Source organism: Bacteroidota bacterium, from assembly GCA_039111535.1.
Lineage (GTDB): Bacteria > Bacteroidota > Rhodothermia > Rhodothermales > JAHQVL01 > JBCCIM01.
The window spans coordinates 1-26,913 of sequence record JBCCIM010000075.1; the positions used below are offsets into that span (position 1 = coordinate 1).

The 26,913-nt window shown below is 48.7% G+C and carries 24 protein-coding genes and 2 pseudogenes; 15 read left to right on the top strand and 11 right to left on the bottom strand.

The genetic code is table 11. The features are described 5' to 3' along the window. The 7 genes and pseudogenes from AAF564_12910 to AAF564_12940 all read left to right on the top strand — a co-directional run bounded on the left by AAF564_12910 (position 1) and on the right by AAF564_12940 (position 5,039). Positions 1-120 (top strand): annotated as a pseudogene (locus tag AAF564_12910) (ribonuclease D). A gap of 303 nt (positions 121-423) precedes the next feature. Beyond that, on the top strand, positions 424-906 hold the full coding sequence (locus AAF564_12915; GenBank protein ID MEM8486445.1) for a phosphoribosyl-AMP cyclohydrolase: 483 nt from the start codon (positions 424-426) through the stop codon (positions 904-906). Between the two features lie 452 nt (positions 907-1,358). After that, positions 1,359-2,081 (top strand): DUF1080 domain-containing protein, encoded by a 723-nt coding sequence (locus AAF564_12920; GenBank protein MEM8486446.1) that lies wholly within the window; start codon positions 1,359-1,361, stop codon positions 2,079-2,081. 67 nt (positions 2,082-2,148) lie between these two features. Then, the gene (locus AAF564_12925) at positions 2,149-2,400 is read left to right on the top strand and encodes a hypothetical protein (protein MEM8486447.1); all 252 of its coding nucleotides are present in this window, start codon (positions 2,149-2,151) and stop codon (positions 2,398-2,400) included. 162 nt (positions 2,401-2,562) lie between these two features. Further along, positions 2,563-2,766: a hypothetical protein gene (locus AAF564_12930; GenBank protein MEM8486448.1), complete on the top strand. Its 204-nt coding sequence runs from the start codon at positions 2,563-2,565 to the stop codon at positions 2,764-2,766. 133 nt (positions 2,767-2,899) lie between these two features. Continuing rightward, complete coding sequence (locus tag AAF564_12935; GenBank protein MEM8486449.1) at positions 2,900-4,279, top strand: hypothetical protein; 1,380 nt, start codon at positions 2,900-2,902, stop codon at positions 4,277-4,279. Between the two features lie 68 nt (positions 4,280-4,347). Beyond that, positions 4,348-5,039 (top strand): annotated as a pseudogene (locus AAF564_12940) (Gfo/Idh/MocA family oxidoreductase). 29 nt (positions 5,040-5,068) lie between these two features. Here the strand turns inward: AAF564_12940 and AAF564_12945 are convergent. Continuing rightward, a complete protein-coding gene (locus AAF564_12945; protein MEM8486450.1) occupies positions 5,069-6,664 on the bottom strand; it encodes a sulfatase in 1,596 nt (531 codons plus the stop codon). Between the two features lie 79 nt (positions 6,665-6,743). Further along, positions 6,744-8,987 carry a DUF5916 domain-containing protein gene (locus AAF564_12950; protein ID MEM8486451.1) on the bottom strand — a complete coding sequence of 748 codons (2,244 nt, stop codon included), beginning with the start codon at positions 8,985-8,987 and terminating at the stop codon, positions 6,744-6,746. A gap of 501 nt (positions 8,988-9,488) precedes the next feature. Between AAF564_12950 and AAF564_12955 the strand changes: the two genes are divergently transcribed. Further along, entirely contained in the window at positions 9,489-10,169 is a 681-nt protein-coding gene (locus tag AAF564_12955) for a DUF1080 domain-containing protein (GenBank protein MEM8486452.1), read from the top strand. Between the two features lie 241 nt (positions 10,170-10,410). On the opposite strand, the gene AAF564_12960 is transcribed toward AAF564_12955, so the two are convergent. From AAF564_12960 to AAF564_12970, 3 genes are all read right to left on the bottom strand, one after another. After that, positions 10,411-10,758: a hypothetical protein gene (locus AAF564_12960; protein ID MEM8486453.1), complete on the bottom strand. Its 348-nt coding sequence runs from the start codon at positions 10,756-10,758 to the stop codon at positions 10,411-10,413. Positions 10,759-10,899: 141 nt separating this feature from the next. After that, positions 10,900-11,778, bottom strand: coding sequence for a hypothetical protein (locus tag AAF564_12965; GenBank protein MEM8486454.1), 879 nt, complete (start codon positions 11,776-11,778; stop codon positions 10,900-10,902). 487 nt (positions 11,779-12,265) lie between these two features. Next, on the bottom strand, positions 12,266-13,384 hold the full coding sequence (locus AAF564_12970; GenBank protein MEM8486455.1) for an NAD(P)/FAD-dependent oxidoreductase: 1,119 nt from the start codon (positions 13,382-13,384) through the stop codon (positions 12,266-12,268). Between the two features lie 301 nt (positions 13,385-13,685). Between AAF564_12970 and AAF564_12975 the strand changes: the two genes are divergently transcribed. Both AAF564_12975 and AAF564_12980 read left to right on the top strand, forming a co-directional pair. Next, complete coding sequence (locus AAF564_12975) at positions 13,686-15,314, top strand: hypothetical protein (protein ID MEM8486456.1); 1,629 nt, start codon at positions 13,686-13,688, stop codon at positions 15,312-15,314. 72 nt (positions 15,315-15,386) lie between these two features. After that, on the top strand, positions 15,387-16,061 hold the full coding sequence (locus AAF564_12980) for a class I SAM-dependent methyltransferase (GenBank protein MEM8486457.1): 675 nt from the start codon (positions 15,387-15,389) through the stop codon (positions 16,059-16,061). A 246-nt stretch (positions 16,062-16,307) separates the two neighbouring features. Here AAF564_12980 and AAF564_12985 read toward each other — a convergent pair whose 3' ends face one another. Further along, positions 16,308-16,622, bottom strand: a complete 315-nt coding sequence (locus AAF564_12985; GenBank protein ID MEM8486458.1) for a hypothetical protein — start codon at positions 16,620-16,622, stop codon at positions 16,308-16,310. A gap of 22 nt (positions 16,623-16,644) precedes the next feature. After that, positions 16,645-17,508: a LamG-like jellyroll fold domain-containing protein gene (locus tag AAF564_12990; GenBank protein MEM8486459.1), complete on the bottom strand. Its 864-nt coding sequence runs from the start codon at positions 17,506-17,508 to the stop codon at positions 16,645-16,647. A gap of 151 nt (positions 17,509-17,659) precedes the next feature. On the opposite strand from AAF564_12990, the gene AAF564_12995 reads away from it, so the two are divergent. From AAF564_12995 to AAF564_13010, 4 genes are all read left to right on the top strand, one after another. Next, on the top strand, positions 17,660-17,956 hold the full coding sequence (locus AAF564_12995; GenBank protein MEM8486460.1) for a metalloregulator ArsR/SmtB family transcription factor: 297 nt from the start codon (positions 17,660-17,662) through the stop codon (positions 17,954-17,956). Positions 17,957-18,147: 191 nt separating this feature from the next. Next, on the top strand, positions 18,148-18,507 hold the full coding sequence (locus AAF564_13000) for a hypothetical protein (protein ID MEM8486461.1): 360 nt from the start codon (positions 18,148-18,150) through the stop codon (positions 18,505-18,507). A 294-nt stretch (positions 18,508-18,801) separates the two neighbouring features. After that, positions 18,802-19,323: a sigma-70 family RNA polymerase sigma factor gene (locus AAF564_13005; protein ID MEM8486462.1), complete on the top strand. Its 522-nt coding sequence runs from the start codon at positions 18,802-18,804 to the stop codon at positions 19,321-19,323. Between the two features lie 63 nt (positions 19,324-19,386). Then, positions 19,387-19,806: an Hsp20/alpha crystallin family protein gene (locus AAF564_13010; GenBank protein ID MEM8486463.1), complete on the top strand. Its 420-nt coding sequence runs from the start codon at positions 19,387-19,389 to the stop codon at positions 19,804-19,806. A 95-nt stretch (positions 19,807-19,901) separates the two neighbouring features. On the opposite strand, the gene AAF564_13015 is transcribed toward AAF564_13010, so the two are convergent. From AAF564_13015 to AAF564_13025, 3 genes are read right to left on the bottom strand one after another with little or no spacing between them, the layout of a single operon-like run. Then, the gene (locus AAF564_13015) at positions 19,902-21,557 is read right to left on the bottom strand and encodes an ATP-binding protein (protein ID MEM8486464.1); all 1,656 of its coding nucleotides are present in this window, start codon (positions 21,555-21,557) and stop codon (positions 19,902-19,904) included. Positions 21,558-21,565: 8 nt separating this feature from the next. Further along, on the bottom strand, positions 21,566-22,003 hold the full coding sequence (locus AAF564_13020) for a hypothetical protein (protein MEM8486465.1): 438 nt from the start codon (positions 22,001-22,003) through the stop codon (positions 21,566-21,568). Positions 22,004-22,022: 19 nt separating this feature from the next. Then, positions 22,023-23,189 carry a hypothetical protein gene (locus AAF564_13025; protein MEM8486466.1) on the bottom strand — a complete coding sequence of 389 codons (1,167 nt, stop codon included), beginning with the start codon at positions 23,187-23,189 and terminating at the stop codon, positions 22,023-22,025. A gap of 420 nt (positions 23,190-23,609) precedes the next feature. Between AAF564_13025 and AAF564_13030 the strand changes: the two genes are divergently transcribed. Then, on the top strand, positions 23,610-24,842 hold the full coding sequence (locus AAF564_13030; protein MEM8486467.1) for a serine hydrolase: 1,233 nt from the start codon (positions 23,610-23,612) through the stop codon (positions 24,840-24,842). Positions 24,843-24,866: 24 nt separating this feature from the next. Here the strand turns inward: AAF564_13030 and AAF564_13035 are convergent. Continuing rightward, positions 24,867-26,913, bottom strand: a 2,047-nt coding sequence (locus tag AAF564_13035; GenBank protein MEM8486468.1) for a response regulator, incomplete at its 5' end; no start/stop codon positions are given.

Sequence of the window (26,913 nt, forward strand, 5' to 3'; positions counted from 1 at the left end):
CGTCAAGAGGCGGTAGCCTTAGACACCGAATTCGTAAGAACGAAAACCCTCACTCCTCATTTAGGCCTTATCCAGCTCTATGATGGCCATCAGCTGGTACTCATTGATCCGCTCGCCCTAATTTTATTTGACTTTCTTAACAAGAATCTAATATTTTTTTACAAAAGAAAGTGTTTCCCTCACTTAGTCAGTCAGTATAAATCCTGTGTATATATTGTTGCTGGTACTAGTAAGTATTGGCTATTCTGTAAAAACCACTAAATAAACCATTACGTGTATTCGCTCCCTGAGTAATGCACGTGGGATATAACGTTCAAAACAATGAAGAACCTTTATTCTCTTTTATTGCTAGTCGCTTTTGGTCTAACAATCTCAGCTTGTGAGCAGTCCGCCTCGGAAGCAGTACCTGTCGCATCTGCTGCAATGAACAGCATTGCCAATCCAATCACCATGGATGAAGTTACTGCTGTTCAGCAAGCCTGGGGTGAAGGGATTGTTGCGATTGGCGCAGCATTCACTGAAGATGGTGATTACCGCGCACTGGCTGGAGACCATGTAAATAAATTCTACCACTTTGTAGACGGCGCAACGGTCCTCTTCAAGCCGACGCTTGCTGCTGAAGACCAGTTTCGTGGTAATTTTGAAGAAGCACTGAGCTACTTTGTTGGCACAGCAGGTTCAGAAGATAAAGGCTTTGCCATCGCACCATATACCAATGTGCGTTGGGAAAACGAAGGGACCGTGATTTCCGAAGATGGCTCAATGGCAATGGCCATGGGCAACTACTTCTTTACCGGTACCGACGGCAACGAAACCAAAGTGGAGTATTCCTTCGGATACGCCAAAGACGCAAATGGTGATCTACAGATTGTACTGCACCACAGCTCACTGCCTTATGCTCCCTAGATGCGTTGCGACAGGTTAATACATTACCCAAGCGGGGGCTCGCCATCGGCAGCCCCCGTTTTTATGCCCATCTCAAAGTGAAATGGTTCTCGAAGTGAAATGGTTTAGGAAACGGCTGTGATTGCCTGAATCCTACAAAGGTATGCGCTCGCACACAATGCTAAACAACTTGACGCAGTATCAACATGGCTTCTTTTGATGATGCCACGTTTGACTACGTGAAAACTGGTCTGTCCCTGAAAAAGTGGTTCTCCCGCAAATTTGGTGATGGACCACAACAGTAGGTGGTTATACCACAGGTGAGGCAAAAGGGCCGTCTTATGAAGACTATCGCAGTGGGTATTAGAACTTACGCATTGTTAAAATTAGACGCGCTTCCTATGCGCAGAAGTTGCTCTAAGGCCGGTTTACACCTATTTTCCTGATTATACTCACCAACCTCAGTTCCATTGATGAATCCTACCCTACACCGCCGCCTTGCCGTCGTATATGCAATTATTTTTCTCGCTGCTTCTAGTTGTACGCCAGGAACTGAGCCGAAGGCAGAAGCTGAACCCACCATGGAGTTTATGTCCATCTTTAATGGGGAAAACTTGGATGGTTGGACCCTGGATCAAATCGATGCAGACACTGTCATTCAGGCTTTCAGCATCGAGGAGGGAGATTTGATTTTGGATACGCCTGGCACAGAAGATTATGTATGGCTGACATACGACAAGGAATTGACAGATTTTGGCCTCAAGCTAAAATTTATCGCCTACCAGGATGCTGTCGGCAATTGCGGTATTCAGTTCCGGGATCAGTACGAGAACAACGTATATCCCAGGCATGGATTCGACCTGGCTTCAAACGTTCCGCAATCCACCGGCTTCATCTGGGATTTCCAGGAGCACTGGCTTCCCTTTGCCATGCAAGGCTACAAGGCAGAAAACTTCGAACCTCACCTGCCTGAAGGGTGGACATACAAATGGAGTACGGACCCTGAGCCATGGAACGATTTCGAAGTACGTGTTATTGGCTCGCGCGTCCAGACCTGGTTGAACGGAAAGCCGATCATTGACTGGGATGGTGGAGATAAGATATTGCCATCAGGGCACATAGCGATAGAAGTACACAAGGGACAAGTGTTTCGATTCAGGTTCAAAGATATCGAACTGGCGGACTTGTCAGTGTAATCATTTACGAGGCCTCTCTTTTATCGTGTAACAGGTATCATCTCATCATAGAACCAGTTCGGAAAGGGTGCCTCCGCGGCTCAATCCTGGTGCCGGTTTAAAAACTGCCGGCCCCTGTCCTGAAGCAAGGGCACGCTACCTTGATACCGAAATCGGCGGGCACGTCATGTACCTCCCGGGTGCGGCCGGCGACATCAACCAGTTTGCCGACAAAACCCCGGTGGATCAGGGCGGATTCGAAGAGGTTGGGCGCATGGGTCGTGTGTTGGCTGACGAGGTGATTCGGGGTTTGCCTGAAATGAAGTCATTGGGTGAATAGATAGATCTCGATGTAACAACAGAATCGATCTCACTTTCCCACCGAGACGACATCTACCGAGTAGAAACGACGTTTCAGGCTGAGATCAATTCAATTTTAATAGGGGAGCACGTTGCACTGAGTACATTTCCAGGAGAATTCTTCGTCGAGCACGGACTTTGGTTGAAAGCACAGAGTCCTTTCGACTATACGTTTTTCGTAGGATACACAAATGATGCAATGGCCTATTTCCAAACCATTCAAGCTGCAACGGAAGGCGGCTATGGCGCGGTCTCGGCGACGCAAGTAGAAGTGGGTGCCGGCGAACGACTTGTGAATCGAGCGTTGATTAGCCTGTTGTATCAAGGAGGAAGGATTGAGCATTGAAACGTAGCCAGACGATGGCTAATTTAGTCGAGCTACCACCATGAAATCCCACCCTCTCATGAAAGTACTCCTCACCCTCCTCCTTACATTCACACTGCTCACACCTTCTGAATCCACAGCACAGCCAGTTCAGATGAAAGCGGGCGTTGCCAAAACTGTTATCACGAACACCCAATCACGGGTGATGGTGAATGGCCGCATGTCTCAAGGCGTAAAAGAAGACATCCATGCGCGGGCACTTGTGCTTAATGACGGTGAAAAGCGCCTGGTAGTCATTACCTATGATTTGAACTGTCTCGATGTTGGTACACCGCTGCTTCGTGCGCGCCTTAAAAATGAACTGGGCATCGCCCCAGAATACCTGCTGCTGCTCGCCACACATAATCACAGCGCACCTATTCAGATTAATCGGGATAATTTCGATTACGGTCATTGGCTGGCGGATCGTATGTTCGATCTGGTAAAGGAAGCAATCGAGAATGAACGCGAAAACGTGCGGCTCGAGTTCGGCAGTGGGATGGGTTATTTCTTGTTCAGCGTAGGAAATGCACCGGTGGATTATGAGATACAGCTTCTTCGGGTGATGGAGGGTGATCATCCGATGGCAATGTTGTTTAATCACGGAGCGCATCCTGCCCAGGCAGCCTGGAATAAGATTGAAGCCGGCCATCCAGGTTATGCCATGGATGAAATAGAAGCCGCGTTTCCGGGTGTACAAGCCATGTATGCCGATGCTTCGGGAGGCAATCAGTTTGTTGAGCGTACGCCAGAATTTCAGGGGGCAGTGAGGAAAGCACTCGCAATCAGTGTCGACTCAGTGGATGTGCTGCTTGAAGCCAAGGCGCGAGAAGCCGGCCATGATCTGGCTAAGGCAGTGAAAAAGATCAATGAAGGTGAATTTGTAGATGTTACCGGTCCCCTCTCCAGTTCGATGGAGATTGTCTCTTTGCCACTGGCTCCGCCTATCTCAAAAGAGGAAGCGATAGAACTGAGCAAAAGCTATCCAACAGACGTTGGGTTTGTCGAATATCCGCATCCGCATCGAGGAACGAACTGGGTGCGAATGCTGCTTCGCTATTACGAAAAGGGGATCCCCTTTCCGAAAACGACCACCGAAATGGTGTGTACTTACGACACTTATTTGATCCACAAGCAAGATCAGGAATTTCTTGACAAGTACAAGTACAGCCTGCATAAGCCGTTTCCATGCATCTATAATGAAGTGATCGTTTCCCGAATCGGTCCTATGCCGCTGGTTGCCATGCAGGGCGAGGTCACAGCGCCCATTGGCGCACGAATTAAAGATGCCTTTAGAAAAGATCACCCCATCATGGTATTCGGCTACATGGGTGAGCATAACCTGTACATCCCAACGCGCGAGCTGGTTCGGCTGAACGCCTATCAGGCTCAAACCCTGCAAATCCAATATGCTTCACCTGTCGGCTGGGACCCGGAGGTGGAGAACGAAATGGTGAAAGCAGTAGTCAAGATCGTGGAGGAGATTCTGGAGTAGTCTGTTTTGTAATACCCCCATCAATTAGGACAGATTAATCCTGCAGAATTCCTAAACTGATGTGCTGGTGGACGAACATGCGCATCCATTTAAATATCGGCGAAGTCGAGTGTGTTGCTTTATGTGATGTAGATCAAAGCATTCTTGAACGACGGGCAAAAAATGCTGAGGAGGTTCAAGGAAAAAAAGCCGGCATTATACAAAGATTATCCACAGCTCCTTGAAGACGATAGCATCGATGCTGTTATCAGCGCGACACCCGATCATTGGCATTTTAAAACGATGGTGGATGCGGTTGAGGCTGGCAAGCATGTTTATGTGGAAAAGCCATTGGCAAATTCCATTCAAGAATGCAACATCATGGTGGACACTGTTGAGCGAACGGGCAAAAATTGTACAGGTCGGCCAATGGCAACGCAGTGCTCGCCATTATAAGTTTGCCCTGGAATATGTGCACTCAGGCAAGCTGGGCAAATTCGCCTTGTAAAGGTTTGGGCCTACCAGGACTGGATGAAACCTATCCTTGTCAAACTTGACAGTAATACACCTCCAGGAGTTGGCTACGACATGTGGTTGGGCCCTGCTCCCAAGCGCCCCTTTAATCCCAATCAATTCCATTTTAATTAACCGGTGGTTCTGGGATTACTCCGGAGGTATGCAAGTAGATTGGGGTGTTCATGAAATGGACATTGCGTTGCAGATTATGGAGGCAACGGCGCCTAAATCCATTACAGCTTCCGGAGGCAAATTAGCTTATCCTGGGGGAACTCCACTCGTCCCACTAGAGGCCTAGTTGTTCAGGTGAGGATAGCTGCCCGAGTCGTAATCTGGATTTGGCACAGGCATCTGGGCCTGTACGTCTGCTCGCCAGTCATGAAGCAGTGACAATAATTCTGCAGCTTTTTCAGGCTCGGCCAAAGCCAGGTTATTTTGTTCACCGATATCCTCGCGCAGGTTAAACAGTTGAACCGTGTTGTTCTCGTAGTATTCCAACAACTTGTAATCCCCTGATCTTACGCCACCGCCTGGGCTTTGCATGCCGTGGTTACTATACTGAGGGAAATGCCAGTAAATAGGATCTCTGTCAACAGTTTCTCCCTTGAGCGAGGGTACAAAGCTGACACCGTCTACTGCCTGAACGGGCATCTGCGGCAAACCAGCCAACTCCAATAAAGAAGGATAAAAATCCGTACTCATCACGAGGGTTTCGCTTTCAGACCCGGCCTTTGCGCCGGCAGGCCACTTCACAACCATGGGTACACGAACGCCCCCTTCGTAGAGCCATCCTTTTGCACCACGCAGGGGCAAGTTTGATGTGGCGTAAGCGAGGTCGAGCTTGTCAGATTCCACAACACGGGTTGCCCAGCCCACGTTGGCGCCAGACATCCCACCGTTGTCTGAAAAGAAAACAATGATCGTATTATCGGATAAACCCTGTGCTTCGAGTGTGTCCATGATCCGCCCCAGGCTTTCATCCATCGATTCAACCATGGCAGCAAAATGGATGTTATCCTGGTGCTGCTTGATTTTGAATGTACGCTGCGGTAGCACTTTGTGCCCTTCATGGGACGGTTGCTCGATGAGCTCAGCTAGCTCCGCTCTTGACAGCGGATTTGCATCGTCTGGATTGCCTTCCAGAATGAAGTCCGGCCCCTCGGGCATATCCTGTTGCGCCATTTTTTGCCGGTACTTTTCTACCAGATCAGGCCGGCCATGGATAGGATCGTGTACGGCAAAATGTGACATGTGCAGGAAAAACGGCTGGTCTTTGTTCGATTCGATATACGCAACAGCAACATCTGTGAGTCGATCGGTAAGATACTGACCAGGTTCGTCGTCAAGTCCATCTAACTCGAAGGGTGCATAATAGCCGGCTTTGGGCCATCCTTTATTCCAGTCAGGCACCTGCATGTCAAACCCCTGCTCCAATGGACCGTAAGGATCTTCGCCCAGGTGCCATTTGCCGATGTGTCCGGTTTGATAGCCATGCTGTTTAAAGGCTTCAGCCAGCGTTATTTCTTCTAGCGGTAGATGCGGAAGGTATTCGGGTTTTCTCAGCTGCTCAAAGGCATAACTTTGCCGGCCTTGAAGCCAGTCCGTAAGATGCAGACGGGCGGGATACTTGCCTGTCATAATGCTGGCACGGGTCGGAGAACATACATGGGAAGCCGCATAAGCCTGCGTAAACTTAACACCCTCAGCTGTGAGCCGATCTATGTTTGGCGTCTCATAAAAAGTACTTCCAAAACTGCCCACATCTCGCCACCCCAGATCATCTACCAGGAAAAATACAATGTTGGGCGGTTCGGCTGGCGGCGTTGAGCAGGACAAAAGCAGCACATGCGAAACGAGCACGATCAAGCACTTTGCGAAGTAATTTTTCATAGGTATTCTTTGTATTTCGATGTATCGTTCCGCTTCCTGTTTATTCAGCCAGGAATTGCACGGCGCATTCCACGTCGGCTCATGACCTGATTAGATAACTCAGTTTCAGGAAAAAACCATCATTCAGGCGCTCAAGCTGCCGAAATCTGAAAGAAGCGGGTTCAGTCATCGAGCTTCCATACCCAAAAAATGCCACCGTACCTGGCGTGGGGCGATAAGAAATCAGCCAGTCAACCCTGAAATCATTACTGGTTCTCCGTACGGATCGCACAAAATCGCCTGTACCCGGATCGAAGAACAGAATCGGGTCACCGTTATTCAGGGCATCTCGCGAGGCATCCAAAAGAAAGGCTTGATACTCTGCCACCAGACGAATAAACAAGGCGCGTGTCAATTGGTACTCCACTTTGAACCGGGGAATCATGCGCCTGAATGACGTACTGCCATCACTTTGTCGAAAGTACTGTTGATGGGTATAGTCAATATCAAACCGAAGTTTTTGTGTAGGGCGCCAGTCCATGTTCAAAAAGATGAGCATCGTGCTTTTGGTCTGCGTCCATTCGAAAAAGTCGGTATCGGGGCCAATAACAAACAGGATATTGCCGCCAAATTTCTGGAAGCGTGGCGTGGCAAAGGTAAACAGAAAATCAAGATTGGGTATCCGGTTCTGTCCTACAAACTTCACGGTATCTACAGCAACCCCATTTTCCTGTCGCTCTACGTAATGGTTGGTAAATAGGGACTCATCAAATCGAAATGACTCGCGCAAAACAGAGTGCGAAAATGACCAGCCTCCCCGAAAGCGCCATCCACTGTTTAAATGGAGCCGGGCATCATCGGGTAACTTGGCCTCGGTAAACCGCCTGTACTTCCAGATCCCGTCGAGCGAAACACTGCCGGTCCAGGTTTCAACCAGCCCGCCTTCCTCACCGTAGATCGTGTAGCGCGGGGTAAAATTGGCGCGGGCAATGGCAGTCCTCCCAAGAAAACCACTTTGTGCCTGAAAGTCCGGGTGGTAACCGCGCGCAGAAAGGTTAAAGCCAAAAGCCCGGCCGTTGCGATCAAATCGCATGGCCCACATGGGGGCTGACCGGGATTCCCCGCCGCTTTTTGTTACGCTGGCACCGCCTTGCAACGTCAGGTCATACAATTTACCAATGACAACGCGCCCGTCTGCGGCAACCACACGGTTAAAATCACTGCCCACAATTTTGTCCGTGTAAACAAGGCCCAAGGTAGATTGTCTGGACAGGTCCTGGCGTAGCCTCAGGATGTTAAAAAAGGGTGTATCGCCCGTGGGTGATACAGATTGTGCGTCTGCCGCAGAAAGAAAAGCGACGTTGGTGTTTTTAATTTTGCCCGTGACCTTTGCAGCACCAACCGGCTGCACCATGCGCCGGGTATAAACCAACCGCGTTGGTGATGAAAACAGCTCAATGCCATCGAGGAAAAACGGCCGTTTCTCCGTAATGAAAATCTCTTCGCGCGGGTCGTATTGAATGCGCGCAGCATCCGCTTCTATCTGCGAGAAATCAGGATTGGCCGTAGCGTTTAAGGTTAGGTTGTTTGTAATCCCCCACCGAACGGTCCCTCCTACTTCAACGCGCTGCCCGGTGTATTGCCACTTGTCTACATCAGGGCTGCCTACGACGCCATACGTTGTCTCGGGTGTTACATCCAGTACCAGTCCGCGGCGTAACCCCTGCAAGCCTTCGAGTTTGCCGCTCTGCCCAAGAAAAGAAGCGTTGTCTTTGAGCACTTGCGTCCAGGTATCCACGTAGCCTGAATGCTGAACTTTCCGAATAACATTAAATCCCCAGGTCTGGACTTCATCTGGCTGGTAGCGGAGGCTTTTAAACGGGACCCTGACTTCTACCTCATATCCTTTATCAGTGACCCTGCCTTTAGATTCATACACATAGTCGGGGCTCAAATCAAGGGTAAAGGTTGTCGACCCACTTGCTTGTAAAAGGCTTGTACGTTGTGCCGCATCACGCAGCGTGCCGTCAGCCTGGACACCAAGCGGGTTTACGGAAAAAACGTAGGTTTGCCGCTGGTCATTGAACGTGTCAACCAACAGCCTGACGTAATCATCTCCTTCAATTTTATCCCGGTCAGCGAGCGTGGCGCGGACGGCACCCGGGGGGGCATAGGCGCGGATGCCAAAATAGATTGCATAGGGAGAGTACCAGACAAGTACCGTGGTGGAATCTTCTGCCGGCCGGCCATCTGCAGGCAAGTACTGTGAGAACCCGGAAACACGGCCCGCGCTTTGCCACTCAGCTTCACTTAATACACCATCAACATTAACATCGCCTTCCATCCGAGGCACTGTTAATGATTGAGATAGCACAGGAATACACGTAAACAGGCAAAGCCCTGTACACAACAAGGATTTAACAAAAAGCAATCTCATCACATATGTAGAGCCTTAATCAATAATCTATTTGTTAAAAGAGAGAATAAGAGAATCCACAAAAAAAAGCATGATTTCATGCTTCGAAGCCTGCCGGCATGCTCAATCGCAAATGCCAGTCAAAGAGAAATGCAACACACACCGGCGGATGCCAATCCGTAGATGAAGGAGCAACCGAATCGCTATTTGCGGGCAGTATTGAGCTAGATCAGTGCGAAAGAAATCCTAATTACCTATTATCGATGCAGTTATTACATATATGCTTCTCCCACCATTGTTATGCAATATGTAAGTAGCGCCGGGTTTTTTCTGGCAACATTGCGCTCATAGTATACCATCAATACAACCAATCTCATGATGTCCCATACGCTTAAAACAATTGCATTTGTATGCACCGCTGCCTGCTTGATGTCTTGTAGTAGTCAGACCGACGAGGTACAATTATTTAACGGGACCTCTCTGGACGGTTGGGAAGGCTCGGACACCGCCTTCCGGGTTGAGCAAGCAGCGATTGTGGGCGGGTCTTTGGAAGAAGCGTTGCCAGAAACCAGATACCTGTGTTCGTTGGAGGAATTTGACAATTACAATCTGACCCTGTCTGCTAAATTTGAGACTGAAGACCTTGGCGTGAATGGCGGGATAAGCTTCAGAGCGCAACGCGTACCCGACTACTATGAAGTGATGGGCTATCAGGCCGACGTAGGTTTTTTACCAAGTAACGTAGTGCCTACCTTTTCTGATGCCATGCCTGCAGATACAACCGGCCTCTACCCTATTTGGGGCAGCCTGGTTGACGAAAATCGAGTTGATACATCCCGGTATCCAAACCCTGACATCTTTCCTGTTATCATCCTCAATGTGGCAGATCAAGCGCAGGTTGAAGGACTCATTGAGCCCAGGGATTGGAATGAGGTCAGTGTCACTGCCAACGGTCCGGCGATTGAAATACAAATCAATGGCGTGACAACAACCGAATTTATGGAGGATACGGATGTTGACACCAGCGGTAAAATATGCTTACAGGCACACGCCGGCGGCCCTTATGAAGTCTGGTACAAAGACATTGTCCTAACGCCATTAGGGGAATAATCCGAAACTGCAGACGGGTTGGTATGAGGATCAGACGTTTACGTTTACAGGCTCAGTGTTAGGCGCGATCTTGGAAATTGCCAGTGTTGAATTCGATGATGGCGGTATACTTGGCCGGCTTAATGTCTAGCGTGAGGAAGGATCACTGCGGATATGCTGATTCAATACCACGTTTGATCTGTTGTGTTGATCAAGCTGAATGAATCTGCAACAACCTCAACACGTAGTGCTACGGGGTTTTCTACATAAGGTCCATTCTTCTTATCAGTCCACCCAGGTGGGCTGTGTACAGTATGACCAAAGTGTTGACAACCAGCAATACCATTAAAAAGCTAGAAATTTTATGATCGGGTTTCTCTTCTTGCAGAATACTCGCCCATCCCATAACGCCCAATAGGCCTGTTATAACCTGGATTACCATCGCCACCCTGCCCCAAAATGCATGATCTTCTACCTGATCTTGTGGGAAATCATTTAATATCTGCTTGGTCCAATCTGCAGCCTCCGGCCCCGTATAGTACGCGACGCCTGTAATCGCTGCCAAAAAAATCAAGCCACTAAACGTACCTTTCCAGGGCTTCCCATCCATAGGTGCGCGCCTGTAAACGAAAACCCGATACGCCATCCAGGGGGTTCCAAGAACGGCAATATGCACAATAACGATATGTATCCAATTGGCTAACAATCTAGGGGCGTATTATACGCAATACACTGGGGATCCTTACATACGTTAAGAATCTTTTTCAGCGCCGGTTCTAATTGCTTCTTTCGGGTCTATCCCCTGATCCACTTTATCATAATCCAAGGTGGACCCTCCTAAACTATGCGGAATCAAATAGACTACAATCATTACGATAGCGGCCAGTGACACGGACGACCGGCTAATCGTTTCTTTCTTTTTACGCTTAAAGCCAATGATGGTCAACGCAAATGCCCAGGCGAGCCACATGATGAGCATTTTATTGTCCGTAAAATCACCGCCATATGGAAATCCTGTCCAATATTCGCCAAAGGCACTTTTCTGAACCAATGGGCCTAAAATCATGCCACCAATAGTCATTGCAGAGAAAGCAGCTAGCGTCCATTTTCGCATCCTGCCATCATCGATGATGGCACTTAAGCCGGCCCGAACTCCAAACACGATTGCGAGAATCATCATCAACACATGGGGTACGAGAATGTAGTCAGAAACGGGATCTTTATATCGCAATACAATCTTATCCGCCCTGTTTTCAGGAATAGTAAATGCCTGGCCATCTATGCTGCCAGTAATAAAATACTCCATTTTCCCAGCAGCCGGCTGCACAGGTAATTGCGCAATAAACTGATTGTTCTGATCCAGGTAAAAGGCCTTTGTTGTTACGGAATCTTTGGTCTGGTAGCGTTTAAAATGTAATGTCGCTGAGTACCCAGCATCATTCACGTAGGGCAACTCGATTTTTGCCCCTTCCGTTGTTTCCTGAGAACGAAGTAGCTCATATTTATGGTTTTCTCCTGCATGCGCTATCTGTCCTTTATACTCATATGTCGGTCCAGTACTCCTTTGATATACCATTGCAGCCAGGGCCAAAAGGACTGCCAAAGCCCAAACGGCTATATTCTTTATCATTTTTCTGTTGTTTAACTGGTAATTTTTGAACCCACACCATTGCAGGCTTACGCCAACGAAGGATCTCCGCTTGTGAAGATGCAAGCGGCCCTGGCATCAACGGGCAGAAACACGCAGAGCAACACGAGCGCAACCAAGCGCCTCGATCTATGAAGTACCACCCTCCGATTCAGGGTATAAAATTCCCTGGCACGTTGCGCCCCTAAAACCATAGGATAATCAAACAAGAAATACATTGCTGCGGAAAACAACGTTTTTAATGTTCTTTTTAGTCTGATGCTTTGCAAGCGTCACAACCATCAGGTATAGTAATCGATCATATTTGCAACCGTCCAGGCAAGTGCGGCTAAAAGTTGCAAACAATCTCCCAATTCGAACGAACCATAAGCGATAATAGAAGCGAACCAGGATAAACTGGCAATCAGCTGGCATACCCGTTGTATGCTCATTTTTTTCTTTTTGTCATCCTGAACCAATTCTTCCTGCATTAGCAAACACACTCCTCGCCACAACAGCTCAAATCATCCAGATATAGGCCTTCACTACGATACTGCTCAAGTAGCGTAGTATCCAAACCCAGTTGTGATCCAATAGCATGCGCCACAACCCCAAATCGCTGCCTGTATTTGTAGATAAAACAGAATATGAGATCGTCGTGACGAACCTGTGGGCCTACTAAAAACAGTCCAGCTGTTTTGGTTGATTCATCTTGATCATTAAGAATACAATACGCTTTCTGTTTGTGCCAATGAAACAGTTCTTTAACGAGGACCAAACTACTTGAAAACCCTGTAGCCAATATCGGCCTGGTTGCGCTTCGGAAAGGGGTTGCTTCACCCTCGACAAATATCAAATAGGTATCCTCTTCAAACCTGACTTCCTTTACCGCCGCCTCCCCCTTCAGCTCAATACAGTTATACAACATTTCATCCTGCAGCCTTTCCACCGTAAAAGGTGACAGCGTTTCGCTTGGATCACTTGTGCTTTTATTCCAGGTCCTCTCTCGAGCAAACACATGAACCGTCTTTTCTTTTCGACTCAATTGTATGGCTGCATCGATTCCACTTTCATATCCCCCGATAATGCAGAACCTATCGCCTTCCAGGTTTTCCCAACTTTCCACCTGGCTATTATGCAAACACAGTTCAGCCCCCGGGATAGCGTTCAGATTCGGATACTGAAATTCACCAGCCGCCCAAACGACAAAGCGAGACATTATCGGGTCTCCATCAGCAAGGTGGACCTCAAAAGAACCTTCAGCAGGAATCACTTTTTCCACATTCGTGTGCTCCGTCACCGGCAACTCAAAATGGTCGCATACTGCTTTTAGGTAATCAGCATATTCCTTCCCGGTTGGATGCTCCTTTCGGAGCATGTATGCAGGTGAGGTGCCCGATACAACGGCGTTAAGGTCAAGGTGACCAAAAAAATTTGTTGTAAACGATGGCGTAATGAATTTCATTTCTTTCGGCCACTTACTGAACGTTGCCCCAATCTCTTCTCTTTCAAGAATCGTCATCCGTTCTACCCCCAATTCTTTAAGCATAGCTGCAACACCAATCCCTGCAGGGCCGGCGCCAACTATCACAACGTCATATTTTCTCATTCTTGACTTACGGATTTACGGATTATCGAATTTTACCAGTAAGCACGACTTGTTAAAAACAGCGTGGCCAATCTGTGTCGCCAGCGGATTTATCTCAAATAACCAGTACGAGAACACAGTAGATGCCTGCGCGCGTTACGCACAAAGTCTTCCAAAACGCAACCCAAAATACGATAGTGTGTATGATAATACACACGGGCGCAACTAGCAATCAAAATCAATACCCGTGCCACGCTCGCCGCTCATTAACTAACTATTGCACGGATAGCAGTATACGTAAAAGGCCTTCACATACAGCGTGATGACCAGCCATAGTTTTTTTATTAATCACGTTTCGATTACGTCAGTGTTAAACCATCCCCAAGCCCCTCCCACCTCCGTACCTCCTTCCCATCTCAAAGGGGCAAACCATTATAACTTTGGAGAAGCCATATTTGGTAAGTGCGCACAGGCTATAGAAAGCTTCTTTGAGCGCGAGGGGCGATTAGAAAACACATCCGATGTATCGCTCGCAAAACAAATCCGAGCATATGTTTATAACCATGACAGCAGAAAAAAATATGTTGCTACTGCAACGGACTACCTCAAAAAGAAACAGCCTGACCTGGGTGTCGATTATGATGTAATTTTAGTCGGCGCCGGCATCCACGCGGCGATTTTTCTTTATACCCTCAGAAAGAAAAACCCGACGCTAAGGGTGCTAATTGTCGAAAAAAGTGGCGCCATATGTGCAACGTTTTTCAGATTAGGCGATGCGCTTGTTTTAAACTCACCAACCTTTTCAAAAGTAGGGCTTAACGCGAATGTATTTGAAGGCCACTTTATTCAAGTGAGTGATTTTGATGAGCTCGTTGAAAAGCCATTTCCGACCGCCAAACATCTGTATGAACTCGCAACGATGGCACTTTTTCATGCAGACGCAGACATCCTATTTGACTTTGAAGTAGAAGATGTAAAAAAAGTTCATGGTGGCTATTCTGTTTCGTCTAAAAACAAAATTGTGAACGCCGGCAGCATAGTCATCTCAAATGGTATGGGGGATCCAAACAAAGCTTCGTTCAAAAAAGATAAGTGGTCTAAAAAGACTATTAACGCGGATGACTTTATTTCCTCCTGCTATGCAGACGAGCAGTTTGAGAATTGCATTAAAGGCAAAAGAATTGCCGTGGTCGGTGACGGCGATACTGCTAATTGCGTGATGGAATATCTTCTACCGTTGGTCTACCCCAATGCAAACTACGGTTTTTATCGGGACGCTCCTTTCTTGCCCGAACATGTGTATTGGATAGGACAGCGTGCGAAAAATGTTCAAGATTTTGGACTTAAAAACAAGCACAGATATTGCCATTCAGGTGGTCTCGTTGAGTTTTTTTGGCATGGAGAAGTTCCTTTTGATTTACCTGCAGACCTCTGGAGAGAGACCAAGGCGCGAATTACGTGTGTACCCGAAAAACTGGTATCGCTTGCGCATAAAGCAGATCTGTTAGCATTGACGACAGAAATGACATGCCTCGAAGTTGATTTGGTAATTGACTGTACCGGGCGTGCTAACGCCTTGAGTGAGACCCTCTTGTTGAACAACTATGCATTCCTAAAAGGGAATGTGGTGTTTTATGGTGGTCACTGGGACGAGGATCTAGATCAGTTTGTCATCTCTCCTGTATCGCATACTGCGCGGAAGATCGCCTGCCAACTAATAGATGAGCGTATATTTCTGATTGGCAGTGCGTGTCCCCCACAAGAATTGATTGACGACAAGGAGGCCATGGATGGCGCACTAAAACACCTGGAGCACCGAACAAGCCTCACAAATAGCAAATGGTCACTGGAGCATACGCTCCCCCGTTCTGCTGCGTTTGCCAACATGTTTGCTGATACCCTGACGGATTCTCCTTGCGTAAGTGAACGGCGCGCATCAAGCGAGTCGTGACCCCAGATCCAACCTCTATGACGCCAGTTGCAACATCCAGCATTGATTTGAACGAAACAACGAACAATCGAGATGGCAAATGAACTTGATCCCCTCAGTTTGAGCCCAGAACAAGTGGCGCAACAATTGAGACGCCCCGAGGGAGAAATAGGCGTGCAAATGGGGCACCAAATGAACAAAGGAAACAAGCACATCTGCTTGAATGCATACCTGGCGTTACATCCCAGACCGGGAAGCAAGGTGTTAGAAATTGGCATGGGCAATGGCTATTTCGTAAAAGACTTGATGTATCTAGCTGATGACCTGCGTTACGCCGGCATCGATTATTCCCAGACGATGGTCGACGCAGCGCTCGAAATTAACAAGGACCTGATTGATAAAGGCAAAGCATCGTTTGTACATGCTTCAATCGCAGACCTTCCTTTTGATGATGCAACATTTGACTACATAACAACCACGAATACCCTATACTTCTGGCCTGATCCAGTCAAGGACCTCGCCGAGTTGCGCCGGGTCATGAAGCCGACAGGCAAACTCGTGATTGGCTATCGATCGCGTGCCTTTCTAGATCAGGTAGAGCTGGCAAAATATGGATTCAGCAAGTTCGACAAAGAGGACGTAGAGGACTTGCTTAACGGAGCTCGATTTAGACAAGTACGCACAACTGTGGTCAAAGAACCTGATCCCGTAAAACTGGATGGCAAACAAATTGCGCTCGAAGGGCTATTTACGGAAGGCATCAAGTGAAGTTGAACAGGTTAGTTGGGGATGTGCTTCCGATAAAAAACGCGTTCTTGCCTCAGACTACTTTAACAGCGTCATTTTTCCGGTAACGATTGAGGTTTGCTGTACGCCGCGGGCAAAGACACGGTATAGATAAATTCCCGACGTGAGCCCGCTGGCATCCAGTAATATCGATTGATTCTCTCCTGCACCAAATGTCTGCCCGGAGCTCGTGATTACCTGGTGTCCTAATAAGTCGAATACGGCAATCTACACAGTCGCTGCTTCGCGCAAGTCGAATACAACCGTCGTGGTTGGATTAAAAGGTTCAGGATAATGTCCGCGCAGCGTAAACGCACCTGGTAGCGATTCTTCTGTATCGCTGGAGGTGCCTGTAGAATTTTGGGTGCCTGTAGAATTTTGGGTGCCTGCTGATGGACTGGCGGCCGCCCAATTGTCTACTAAGGCGCCCCCGTTTTCGAAGAATGAAAGGGACTCGCCTGACGGCGCTGCTGCCACAAATGCACCAATTTCCCACACACCTGCTGCTGGCTCGCGCTGATGCGCTGCACTCCCGTACTGCATGTAATCAACCTTATCCGCAGCATCAAAGTATTGACTTGATCCCGCCCTTCAACTCGAACAGCGCCAGCACTTGCTCGTCCGTTAGCGGCTTATTGAAAATCGACAACTCATCCATTACCCCACGAAAACCCAATCCCAGGAAAATCTTGGAATTGTCCAGTGTCCAGGTAAAGGGATCATCAATATCGCTTACTTCACCCATCTTTTCGCCATCCAGGTAAAGCGTCGCCAGACTGTTGGTGGTACCCAAGCCATCATAGCTGATGAGCACATGGGTCCATTCCGCACGGGAAAAAGGATACTGCCCAACATTTAGGATCCGTTTTTCAAACACCTCTCGTACGGGTGTATGCACCGTGTCCTGTGTCCAGGCGCTTCGATCCCCTATCACGCCCAATCTAAAATCAGTAGGATCTGCATCGGTGAAGTCCACCCAAATCGAGGCGTCATTAAAATCGGTATCCGTGATTTGAATTGGATCTGTATATCCATCGATATCCGCGGCAGGGTCAACGCTTAGCCAAAAAGAAATGGTGCCAGACCAGTTTTCTGGATTGTAGACGATGTTGTCTTTGCCATTATAAAAAAGGACGGGCCCACTTTTATCACCAAAGGCAAATGCATCACCCGTTAAGCCACCTCCTTCAACAAGTTGATGGTTGGCGTTGTGCATACCAACGCGCACGCTATCCAGACTTCTTCTTCCATTGGCATAGGTAGCAATAGCTGTGTACATCTCCCCGTCTCCCCTCGCAAAATCAGCCGATGTACCGTTATCAAAAGAAACGTAAAACGTCAGGGCGTCTTTTAAATCAGGAAATGTATTGGGCTGGCAAGCGGAAAGCAGCAGACATACGCCCGCTACCAGGACCGGCAGGGTTTTCATGTTTTGCCTGTTGTTGGATGGATCAAATCTAGTGCGTTCAAAAAGTAGCTGATATAGGCCAATCAGGTCTAATAGGTATATAGCTATGCCCCTATATAATGTAATATACAAACACCCGCCTTATATTACATAGGTTAAAAGCTATATCCCTATGTTGATTAGATTAAAAGCCATTTCCAACGAAAACCGCCTGCAGATTTTGCGCTGGCTTACGGATCCGGTAGCTAACTTCCCCCCACAGGAAGCAGGTGACCTGGTCAAGGATGGCGTATGCGTGATCAGTATTGCAGAGAAGCTTGGGGTTTCCCAACCAACTGCCAGTGAGCACCTCAAAGTGCTGGCAAATGCCGGGTTGGTGACCGGCAAGAAGGTCAAACAATGGACCTTTTACAGGCGCAATGAAGCAGCAATTACTGCTTTCAAAGACGAAATACGGGGCAGCCTGTAATTTCGCAGCAGCCCCCCATTAGGCCAGCCTATCAAAACATCACGCGGGGTCCTGGTAAGCGTTAATACACGCAAGGAGGATGGTACGAGATATAGCACTAGGGGATCTGTACACCTCATGGGTTATACGCGTGCATGAACACTACATGGTCTTGCATTGCAACCGTAACAACCTAAACCTTGAGGTTGCTTATGTCTCCGATGAACCGACGTTCGTTTTTAATATTAATTATACCCGCGGCTGCCACCGGTTGTGTCAGTACTGGCAATCAAGGTAAGTCCCCTGCTCAGAAAGAAGAGTCCCCTTCAGAGCGTACCGCGACCTCAAAAGAGGATCAGCCCAATTCCCCTGAAGAAACAAATCAGGTACAATCAGACGGCAGCGAGCAGCTCGATCGTGCGCGTGAGCGGCACCAGTCCTTCCTGCGCCGAAGGCGGAAAGCGCGGCAACTTCAACTCAAAAAAGCCCGCGAAAGACGACAGGAGGCCGCTCGCAAGCGCCGGCGCCGACTCAAGGCTGCGCGAGACCGCCGGCGCAATCGCAGATGCTAGCGCATAAATACAGATGCTTAGGTCGTGTAGACAATCAACTTGAAAAGACTGTTTTTGCTCAGATTGCGTCTCTCTGCGTTCTTTTCCTCACATGATGCGCTGCATCACGTCTCGAAAAACGCCTTGATAGCCACAATCTGCATCAAAAACATTGATTTCCCTGCTAATTGTCTACACGACCTAGTAAGCGGGAAATGGACCGTTGTGAGGAAATTTCTCAACAGTCGCTAACTTACCTCGTAAGGTTGAACAGCTGTTTTAAAGTAATCTGCCCGCTCAAACGTCTACCTGGTCATGGAGAGCTACTTAGATGATGACTTTTCTGAATTCATGGAGGCGTTTGACCAGACGCTGCAGCGGTTTGTACGGCCGAAGGTATCAGCTGACGAGGCCGCGCAGGACATTGTGCAGGACGTCTGGTTCGGATTCTTTCGTGCCCTCGACCGGGGTGCAATTATAGAAGACCCGGAAGCCTGGCTGTATCGATCTGCCCGCAACCGGGTGATTGATGCGTATCGAAAAATCCAGCCGGCCGGCCTGAATGAAGAGGAGTTTGAGCTATTCGAAGACGACGAGTCACCCGAAGACGACCTGTATCAGAAAGAATTCTTCGACCAGCTAGAAGCTGCGCTCGATGAATTGCCCGACAAGCAGCGCATTGTATTTATGCGTAACGAAATCGACGGGGTGACCCTGCGGGAAATTGCCGAAGAGGAAAACGAAAACCTGAAGACTATCATCTCACGCAAACGGTACGCCGTAACCCGCTTGCGAGCTGCCCTGGGCGATTATTACGAAGAATTTTTGGGAGAATAAAGTAATTCTGCGGCTCGTCCGTCTACCTGGACAAATAACAAAAGAATCAAACACTGAAGCAGCATGCGACATAGAGGTAAACACTGGAAACGACACGGCCTCGAAGGCTGGGAGCGCAAATTAAAAATGGCTCGGGGCAGCTGGGGATACCGCCGGCCCAAACACAACATCCCCGTCAACATCATCGAACACGATGATCACATCGAGGTGCACGTACACGCCTTAACCTACGATCCGGACAACATCGACGTGACGGTGACAGACGGCGTGCTTTATATCTCCGGCACCCGCGAGCCGGAAGTAGACAAACCAAATTTCCTCGTGCAGGAATACCCGATCAAGTCGTTTGAGCGTTCGTTTGAACTTGGCAGTCACCTAAACCTTGAGAACATCCAGGCCAGGATGAAAGAAGGCGTGCTTATCGTTACGATTGCAAAGGACGAGAAAGCCAGTGGGCCGGATAAAACGATTAAAATTGAGTAAGGAAACAGTACCTCGGATAGATTACAGGCTGAACCTCATCGCGAGGTTCAGCCTGTTTTTTTTGGCAGCGTTTAGTTTGTTGCTATTTTTCACTTTCACGCATTCGGCAGCATGATGGTAAAGGTAGCGCCTTGGCCCTCTTCACTCTCACACGTTAAATCCCCGCCGTGCCCCTCAACTACAATTTCGTGGCTCAGACTTAGCCCAAGTCCCGTGCCGGCACCCGAGGGCTTTGTTGTAAAAAAGGGGTCGAAGATTTTTGCACGTACGTCTTCCGGAATGCCTGAGCCGTTGTCCTGTACCCAAACGGCAACATTCTTCCCGTTTATTCGCGAGCCAACCGTCATCTGGGGTTCATACCCCTCCTCTCCTGTTTGCGCCCGTTCGTGGACCGCGTAAAAAGCGTTGGTCACGATGTTTAGAATGACACGGCCAATCTCCTCTTGCACAACCTCTACTTCTCCTATCTGTTCATCGTATGCACGACGGATGTTGACTTTGAAACTGGGCGTACTGGCGCGCATCCCGTGATATCCCAATTTGACGTACTCTTCTACCAGTGCATTCAGGTCTACAGCGCTCCGTTCCGCACGGCCTCTACGGGCGTGCTGCATCATGCTTAGCACAATGCGGTCAGCCCGCTTTCCATGCTCGTTGATCTTGGCAGCGTTGAAGGTCAGATCGTCTATTAGATCCTGAATGTCAGGCATTACATCAGCAACGGGTTGTTTGCTGTTATCTGATAACTCTTGCTTCAAGTCATCCGCTATATCAATAGAGAGTTGGCTGAAGTTGTTAATGAAATTCAGCGGGTTTTTGAGTTCATGGGCGATGCCGGCAGTAAGCTGACTCAACGAAGCCATTTTCTCTTTTAACAGCAGCTGCTGTTGGGTGTCGCGTAACTGCTGTAACGCCTGTTCCAGATCCTGATTCTTGACGTGCAGGTCTGCCTGTTGCTTCTCCAGCGACCGGGCCATAGAGCTAAACGAATGCGTAAGCGTCCCGATCTCATCTTTAGAGACGCTCGTGACGTGTACATTGAAATTACCGTCAGCCACTTTGCGCGCGGCGTTAACAAGTTGGCGCACCGGTACAATAACCAATCGCGCCAGCCAGCCGGCAATGATGCCCGAAATCAAAATCGTGAAGATGAGCAAGACAATGATCCGGTTGCGCGTGCCCGTGAACGTGGTTTCTGCACGCTGGGCAGCTTCAGCAGCACGCGCTTCATTGAGATGCACCAGGCCGGCCAGGTCTGCGCTGAGCTCGCCAAACACCTCCCCGGCATCTCCATTCAGCAGTGCCAAAGCGTCTTCGTTATCGAGGTCAAGATAGGTCAACGAATGATCGAGGTACACGTCCCACAACGAATCGAGCCGGGCAGTAAGGCGGTTCTCTCTTTCCGAAAAGGGGTCCTCTTGCGCAGCCGTTTCTAATAATTCTGCATATACATCCCGATCCACATCGATGTTATCGATCAACACCAACATCGTATCGATGTATACCTGCTTCTGCGTTGTTTGCGGCGCAAAAGCGTGTTGCAATTGCACGGTGCGCAAAGCCGAAGCATTGAGATGAAAACGAGAGCTGAGCACCACGCGCTGCAGCCAGATCTCGTTGGTGTCATCGATCTCCGTACGCAGGGCTGCCATCTGAAAAATGGCAAACACGCTTACCGCAGCCATGAACAGGAGTACGATGCCAAACCCCAGGCTTTGTTTGGTCCCTAACTTTAAATCTCGAACGGTCATGGGCATAGCTACCCGTCCCCATGGTCTATCTCGATGAGCACTTTAACATTGGTCGTTACCTTCGATGGATGTACAAATCCGATGGCCCCCGGCGTATTGGTAACGTGCTCCAACATCTCTTCCTCGGTCTGAAAAAACACAGGCGGATCCCCCTCTCCTGCCAGCTTGCGCTTCAGCCAAATGGACCGCATACGGGACGAGCTTTTTCCTAAATAGTCATAAAACGAATCTTTGACGGGGCTTTTCAGCCGCAAGTCACTCACAACAACTTCCATTTTACTCGAAGGCCACGACAATTTGTCGCGCGTGTAGAAATCCAACAGGAGGTCTTTTGAGATGGATTCTACGGGGACATCCTGATGCGCGATCACGGTTACCTGTGCATGTACATCTCGTGCACTGCATAAGAGAACCACCAGCAATATTTCTTTCAATCGAAAGCGCATATTCAATTAAGCCAGCCTCTTAAAACAGGACGGAAATCGCAAGTCCGAAAAAGTGAATGTTCTGGTTGTCTGTAACGCGAAACATCTCTTCTTCAAGTTTGAATTTGACGGGTACATACGCATACTGCGCCTTCAGTGTGATCCGATCAAATCCATCTTCATCCTGCAACATGCTGTAGCGGGCGCCCAGCGAAAACACTTCAATTGACTGGCGTTCCATCAAACTCGCAAGAGGTAAGAACTGCTCAAATTTTTCTTTGGTGTACCAATAGCTTCCGTAGACAAACAAGCGCTCCGTCATTTCATAGCCAAGCGTTCCATAATAAAACAACCGTTCAAGGTCGATGTTGGGCTCGGTGCCATCTGGGAGCAGCCCCAGGTCTGCAGGTGCATCTACATCATATAATACAGTGATCAATTCGCCCTCAAAAGAGAACCTGTTGTAATAAAAAGACACATCTGTCCCGATGCGTATTTTCGCAACAGCCGCCAGAGACGGTTGATTGGGCAACCTGAAGGAGTCAACTGATTCACGGGTAGCCGAGATGCCGGCTTTAAGCCCCTCAACCCGAACCCCAATTCTTCCTCCCACAAGTACCGTTGTTGTCGTATCTACCCCAGTCTGTTGGCCAATGCCTTTGCGCTCGTTATCCGTCTGGCTGTTGATATTTGGGCTGTTGCCCAGGTAGGTTGCATAATCCACCCTTGCATTCCCGAAGGGAAACGATCCGTTCGCCTGCACAAACGCGCGTTCAGGAATGAACTCTTCCAGGCTCACAAATTCAGCAAAAGACTCTTCGTAAATCAACGGACGAATCACGTAGGGCAACAGCGGCGTTCGGTTCTTTATTTCATTGAGGTGATTAAAAACAGGCACGTGTAACCCAACCTTTAGGGTCAACTTCTGATTGGCGCGGTAGCGTACCCAGGCCTCATCCAGGTCAAAAGACCCCCAGCGCCGGCTTGAGGAGAAGTTGTTGAGCACCTGAAAATTGATGAAGGCACGCCATTCCCGAGCGAAGTCCTTCTGAAAGATCAAGTTGAGTTGCTGCACACTGAACGAATTGGACCTGTTCAACCGCTGCGAGCTCTCATCGTGCCGAAACAGGACCTGAAAATAGCCAAACGTTTCAAGCGGAGACTCCTGCGATTGTCCACGCGCCTCAGATAAATCAAACCACAGCACGCAACACAACACCAGGACGGCTAGATGAGCCGGCTTTAAGAAAGGGTGCGACTCAGGTAATCTGCTAAGCAACCAACGGTGTCCGAGAATCATGCAACTTCGTTATTTTCTTCGGCTTCAGCCAGAACGTTGAGCCTCCAATATAGGACTATTATAGCCCAGTTACACCGCCGGAATTTCACACCAGATGCGCCTAACTGGCATCGCCTATGATATACCGTACCTGTCCACACTCGAAAAGACGCTGCGTTCGGTCCAGGGCTATCAGCACATCACGTACGGAAGTTTAGCCTATCTACAACAATCTTCACCTTTCACTCCGTACAAACATATACCTTTTTAGCGTAAACCTTATGAAGGATATTTAATGGTATAAACCCAACCTTCAACATATAACCTGCAACTTTCAACCAAATTCGTATGACGAAGCGTGTACTCCAAATCGCAGCAAGTCTTCTGCTACTGCATGCGCATACCGGCCTTGCGTTGCAGCAACAGCATCCTCGGACACTGTACAAAGCCGACTCGCTGGTTAGGGCTGCCGTGCACGTCGACCATCTCCCCGGAGCCGTATTGCTTGTGGCGCAAGATGGCGGCATTGTATTCCACAAGGCATACGGCCATGCCAAGCGCTATGCCTTCGGCGGGACGCAGCTTGCTGCGCCCGAAATGATGACCATCACCCACCAATTCGACGTGGCCTCCCTCACGAAGGTATTCGCCACAACATTCGGCATCATGATGCTTGTTGACGCCGGCGAGATTACATTAGACGATCCGGTACACAGGCACCTTGCCCTGTTCACTGGTCCAGACAAAGACAGCGTGACCGTTCGTCATTTACTGACGCACACCTCGGGCCTTCACCCCTGGAAACCGCTGTATTATCACGCATCATCAGCTGAAGAAACCTACGCCTACATCAGCAAGCTAGCGCTTGCCGCACCTGTTGGCCAAACGCGGCGGTACAGCGACCTCGGGTTCATGCTCCTAGGCTATCTGATCGAAGAAATTTCGGGGCAATCCCTGGATGACTTCCTTCAAAACAGGTTATATAAACGGCTGGGCCTGCAGCACACGAGTTTTACGCCTGCGGAAGGGCCTTTTGTAGCAACCTCCCACGGCAATCCTTTTGAAAAACGCATGGTGGCTGATGATGACTTTGGCTATGTATGCGACGAAATCCCGGAGTCCTTTACAGATTGGCGCACTTATGTATTACAGGGCGAAGTGAATGACGGAAATGCGTTTCATGCAAACGAAGGTGGAGCCGGCCACGCCGGACTGTTCTCCACAGCCGCAGAACTCAACACGCTCCTAAGCTTACTGCTGAACAAGGGTGAGCATGAAGAGCAGCAGCTAATCAGCCGTGATGTAATTGAAGCCTTTCTCACACCCACAGAAACGGGCCATGGCCTGGGTTGGGCAATGGCTGCCCCTACACTCCCGGTAGACGCGCCTCCTCCCGGCACCTTCGGTCACACCGGGTTTACGGGCACCTTTGCTGTGGCGGTACCGGCTGCGGGCTTAAGCATCATACTCTTGACTAACCGACAGCAAACCAACGTAGGTCCGGATGGCAGGTATATGTCGCTAACCAGCTTGCGCAAATCCGTTGTCAGCGCAGTGCTTGAAATGGACAACTTGCACTAAAAACGAGGATCGCCTAAGGATGTATTAATCGCGCTTCGGTATCTTATTTAGCGCTTCCCGCAAATCTTCCAGCGATATGGGCTTACTGATAAAATCATCCATGCCGGCTTCCATGCATCTTTCACGCGTACTTTTTTTGATACTTGCTGTAATGCCGATTACATAGGTCCCACTGGACTCTTCCTCCAGGGCACGGATTCTTTCCGTAGCTTCAACACCATCCATCTGAGGCATACTGACATCCATTAAGATGAGATCGTACTTGTTTTTGCCCAATGCATCGATTGCCTCCTCTCCATTGGTCACATAATCTCCTGTGTGCCCGAGCAATTGTATATAACGCATAATCAACTGGCTATTAATACGATTATCTTCTGCAACCAGTATTTGCAATCGTCCTGGTTCATTTAAACGTAAACCGTTGGTTGCCTCACCATGCTGTTTAGGCTGCGCAAGCCGAAAACTTTGCTCCAACACGCTGTAAAACAGCTGCCGCTTGATAGGCTTGTTCAGCATTGTCGGCGTGAAAGGCAGCGGCCTGTCAAGCAAGAATCCCAAACGCTGTAAAAAGATAATGCGCGTATGTTTGCTCAAATCAACAGCCATTTCCAATAGCTCACTCCGGGGCACATCAGACACGTCCAAATCAATGAGCACTGCATCATAGACATGGTTCTGGCCGACCAATAGGCCAGGTAGCTCACTATTGGATGAAACAAAGCGGAGTTTATTGTTTAGTGGCTCGCTCAGGGTTTGAATTTGCTTTTTACATACACCAGAGACAGCCGCAACCAAAAGATGTTTGTTTCTAATTTGATAGGGTGGTTTAAAGCTGTTGTCTTTTTCTTGCGCAACTTCCAGCTCAAGCGTAAAATGGAAAGAAGAACCTTTTCCCTCTTCACTCTCCACCCACATCACGCCGCCCATTGATGTGCATAAACTCTGACCAATGCTTAACCCTAACCCGGTGCCTCCGAAGCGTCTTGTGTTTGACGAATCCACTTGAAAGAACAACTCAAATATCTTTTCAAACTGGTCCTGGGCTATGCCAATGCCTGTATCGCTCACGATAACATGCAACGCGATCCTGCCGGCTTTCAGCTTTATCGTCTGGTCGACAAAAGCATGGACCCCTATCTCACCATGTTCTGTAAACTTGACGGCATTACCCAACAGGTTAACCAGAATTTGTCCAATTCTGCGGGCATCACCTACCAGCAACTCAGGCACGTTTTGGTCAACAACATAGCCGATCTCCAGTCCCTTGCTCGAAGCTTTTAAAGAAATGACATCCAGCGCTTCTGAAAGGCAGGTATGAATTGAAAATGGGAGCCGGTTTAATTGGACTTTGCCGGCGCCAATGGCGGAGTAATCAAGGATGTCATTGATAATGTCCAGTAATGCTTCACCGCTTGAACGAATCGTTTCGGTGTATTCGCGTTGCAATGGGTTCAGCGCTGTATCCAATAGCAAACTCGTAAACCCTATTACGCCGTTCATGGGGGTACGAATCTCGTGACTCATAGAAGCCAGAAAGTTGTCTTTTACAGCATTGGCTTTACGCAGCTCATCATTTTTCAGCGCCAGCGCACTGTTTGCTTCTTTCAGCGCAGCAATATGCGTTGAAATATCTTTTTCAGCGCGGACATGTTCGTTTGCGTGATATCGGAGCGCAATTTCTTTAACAACCAATTCCCCCGCTTCTTTTATTAGCCGTTTATCTTCTGCAGTCCAGGTTCGCGGCTGGTTTTCAATCACACACAGCGATCCGATTCGCTCATTGTTGGGCGTTCTCAAGGGTGTCCCGAGGTAAGCCACAATGCCAAATTTGTTTTGTACTTCAGCTTTACAAACAAGGCCGCCGTCGTTCACATTGTTAATTGCATGGCGCTTGTTTGTAACAACTACGTTTTGACAAAACGAATACATCGGTGAAGCTTCGCGTTCACCATCGACCGGGCCATCATGTGCATACATGCTCAGAAAGAAATGACGATCTGAGTCCACCAAAGTGATAAACGCATACTTCGCACGCAGGAGCTTACAAGTGAATTCAGTGATGCGATCAAAG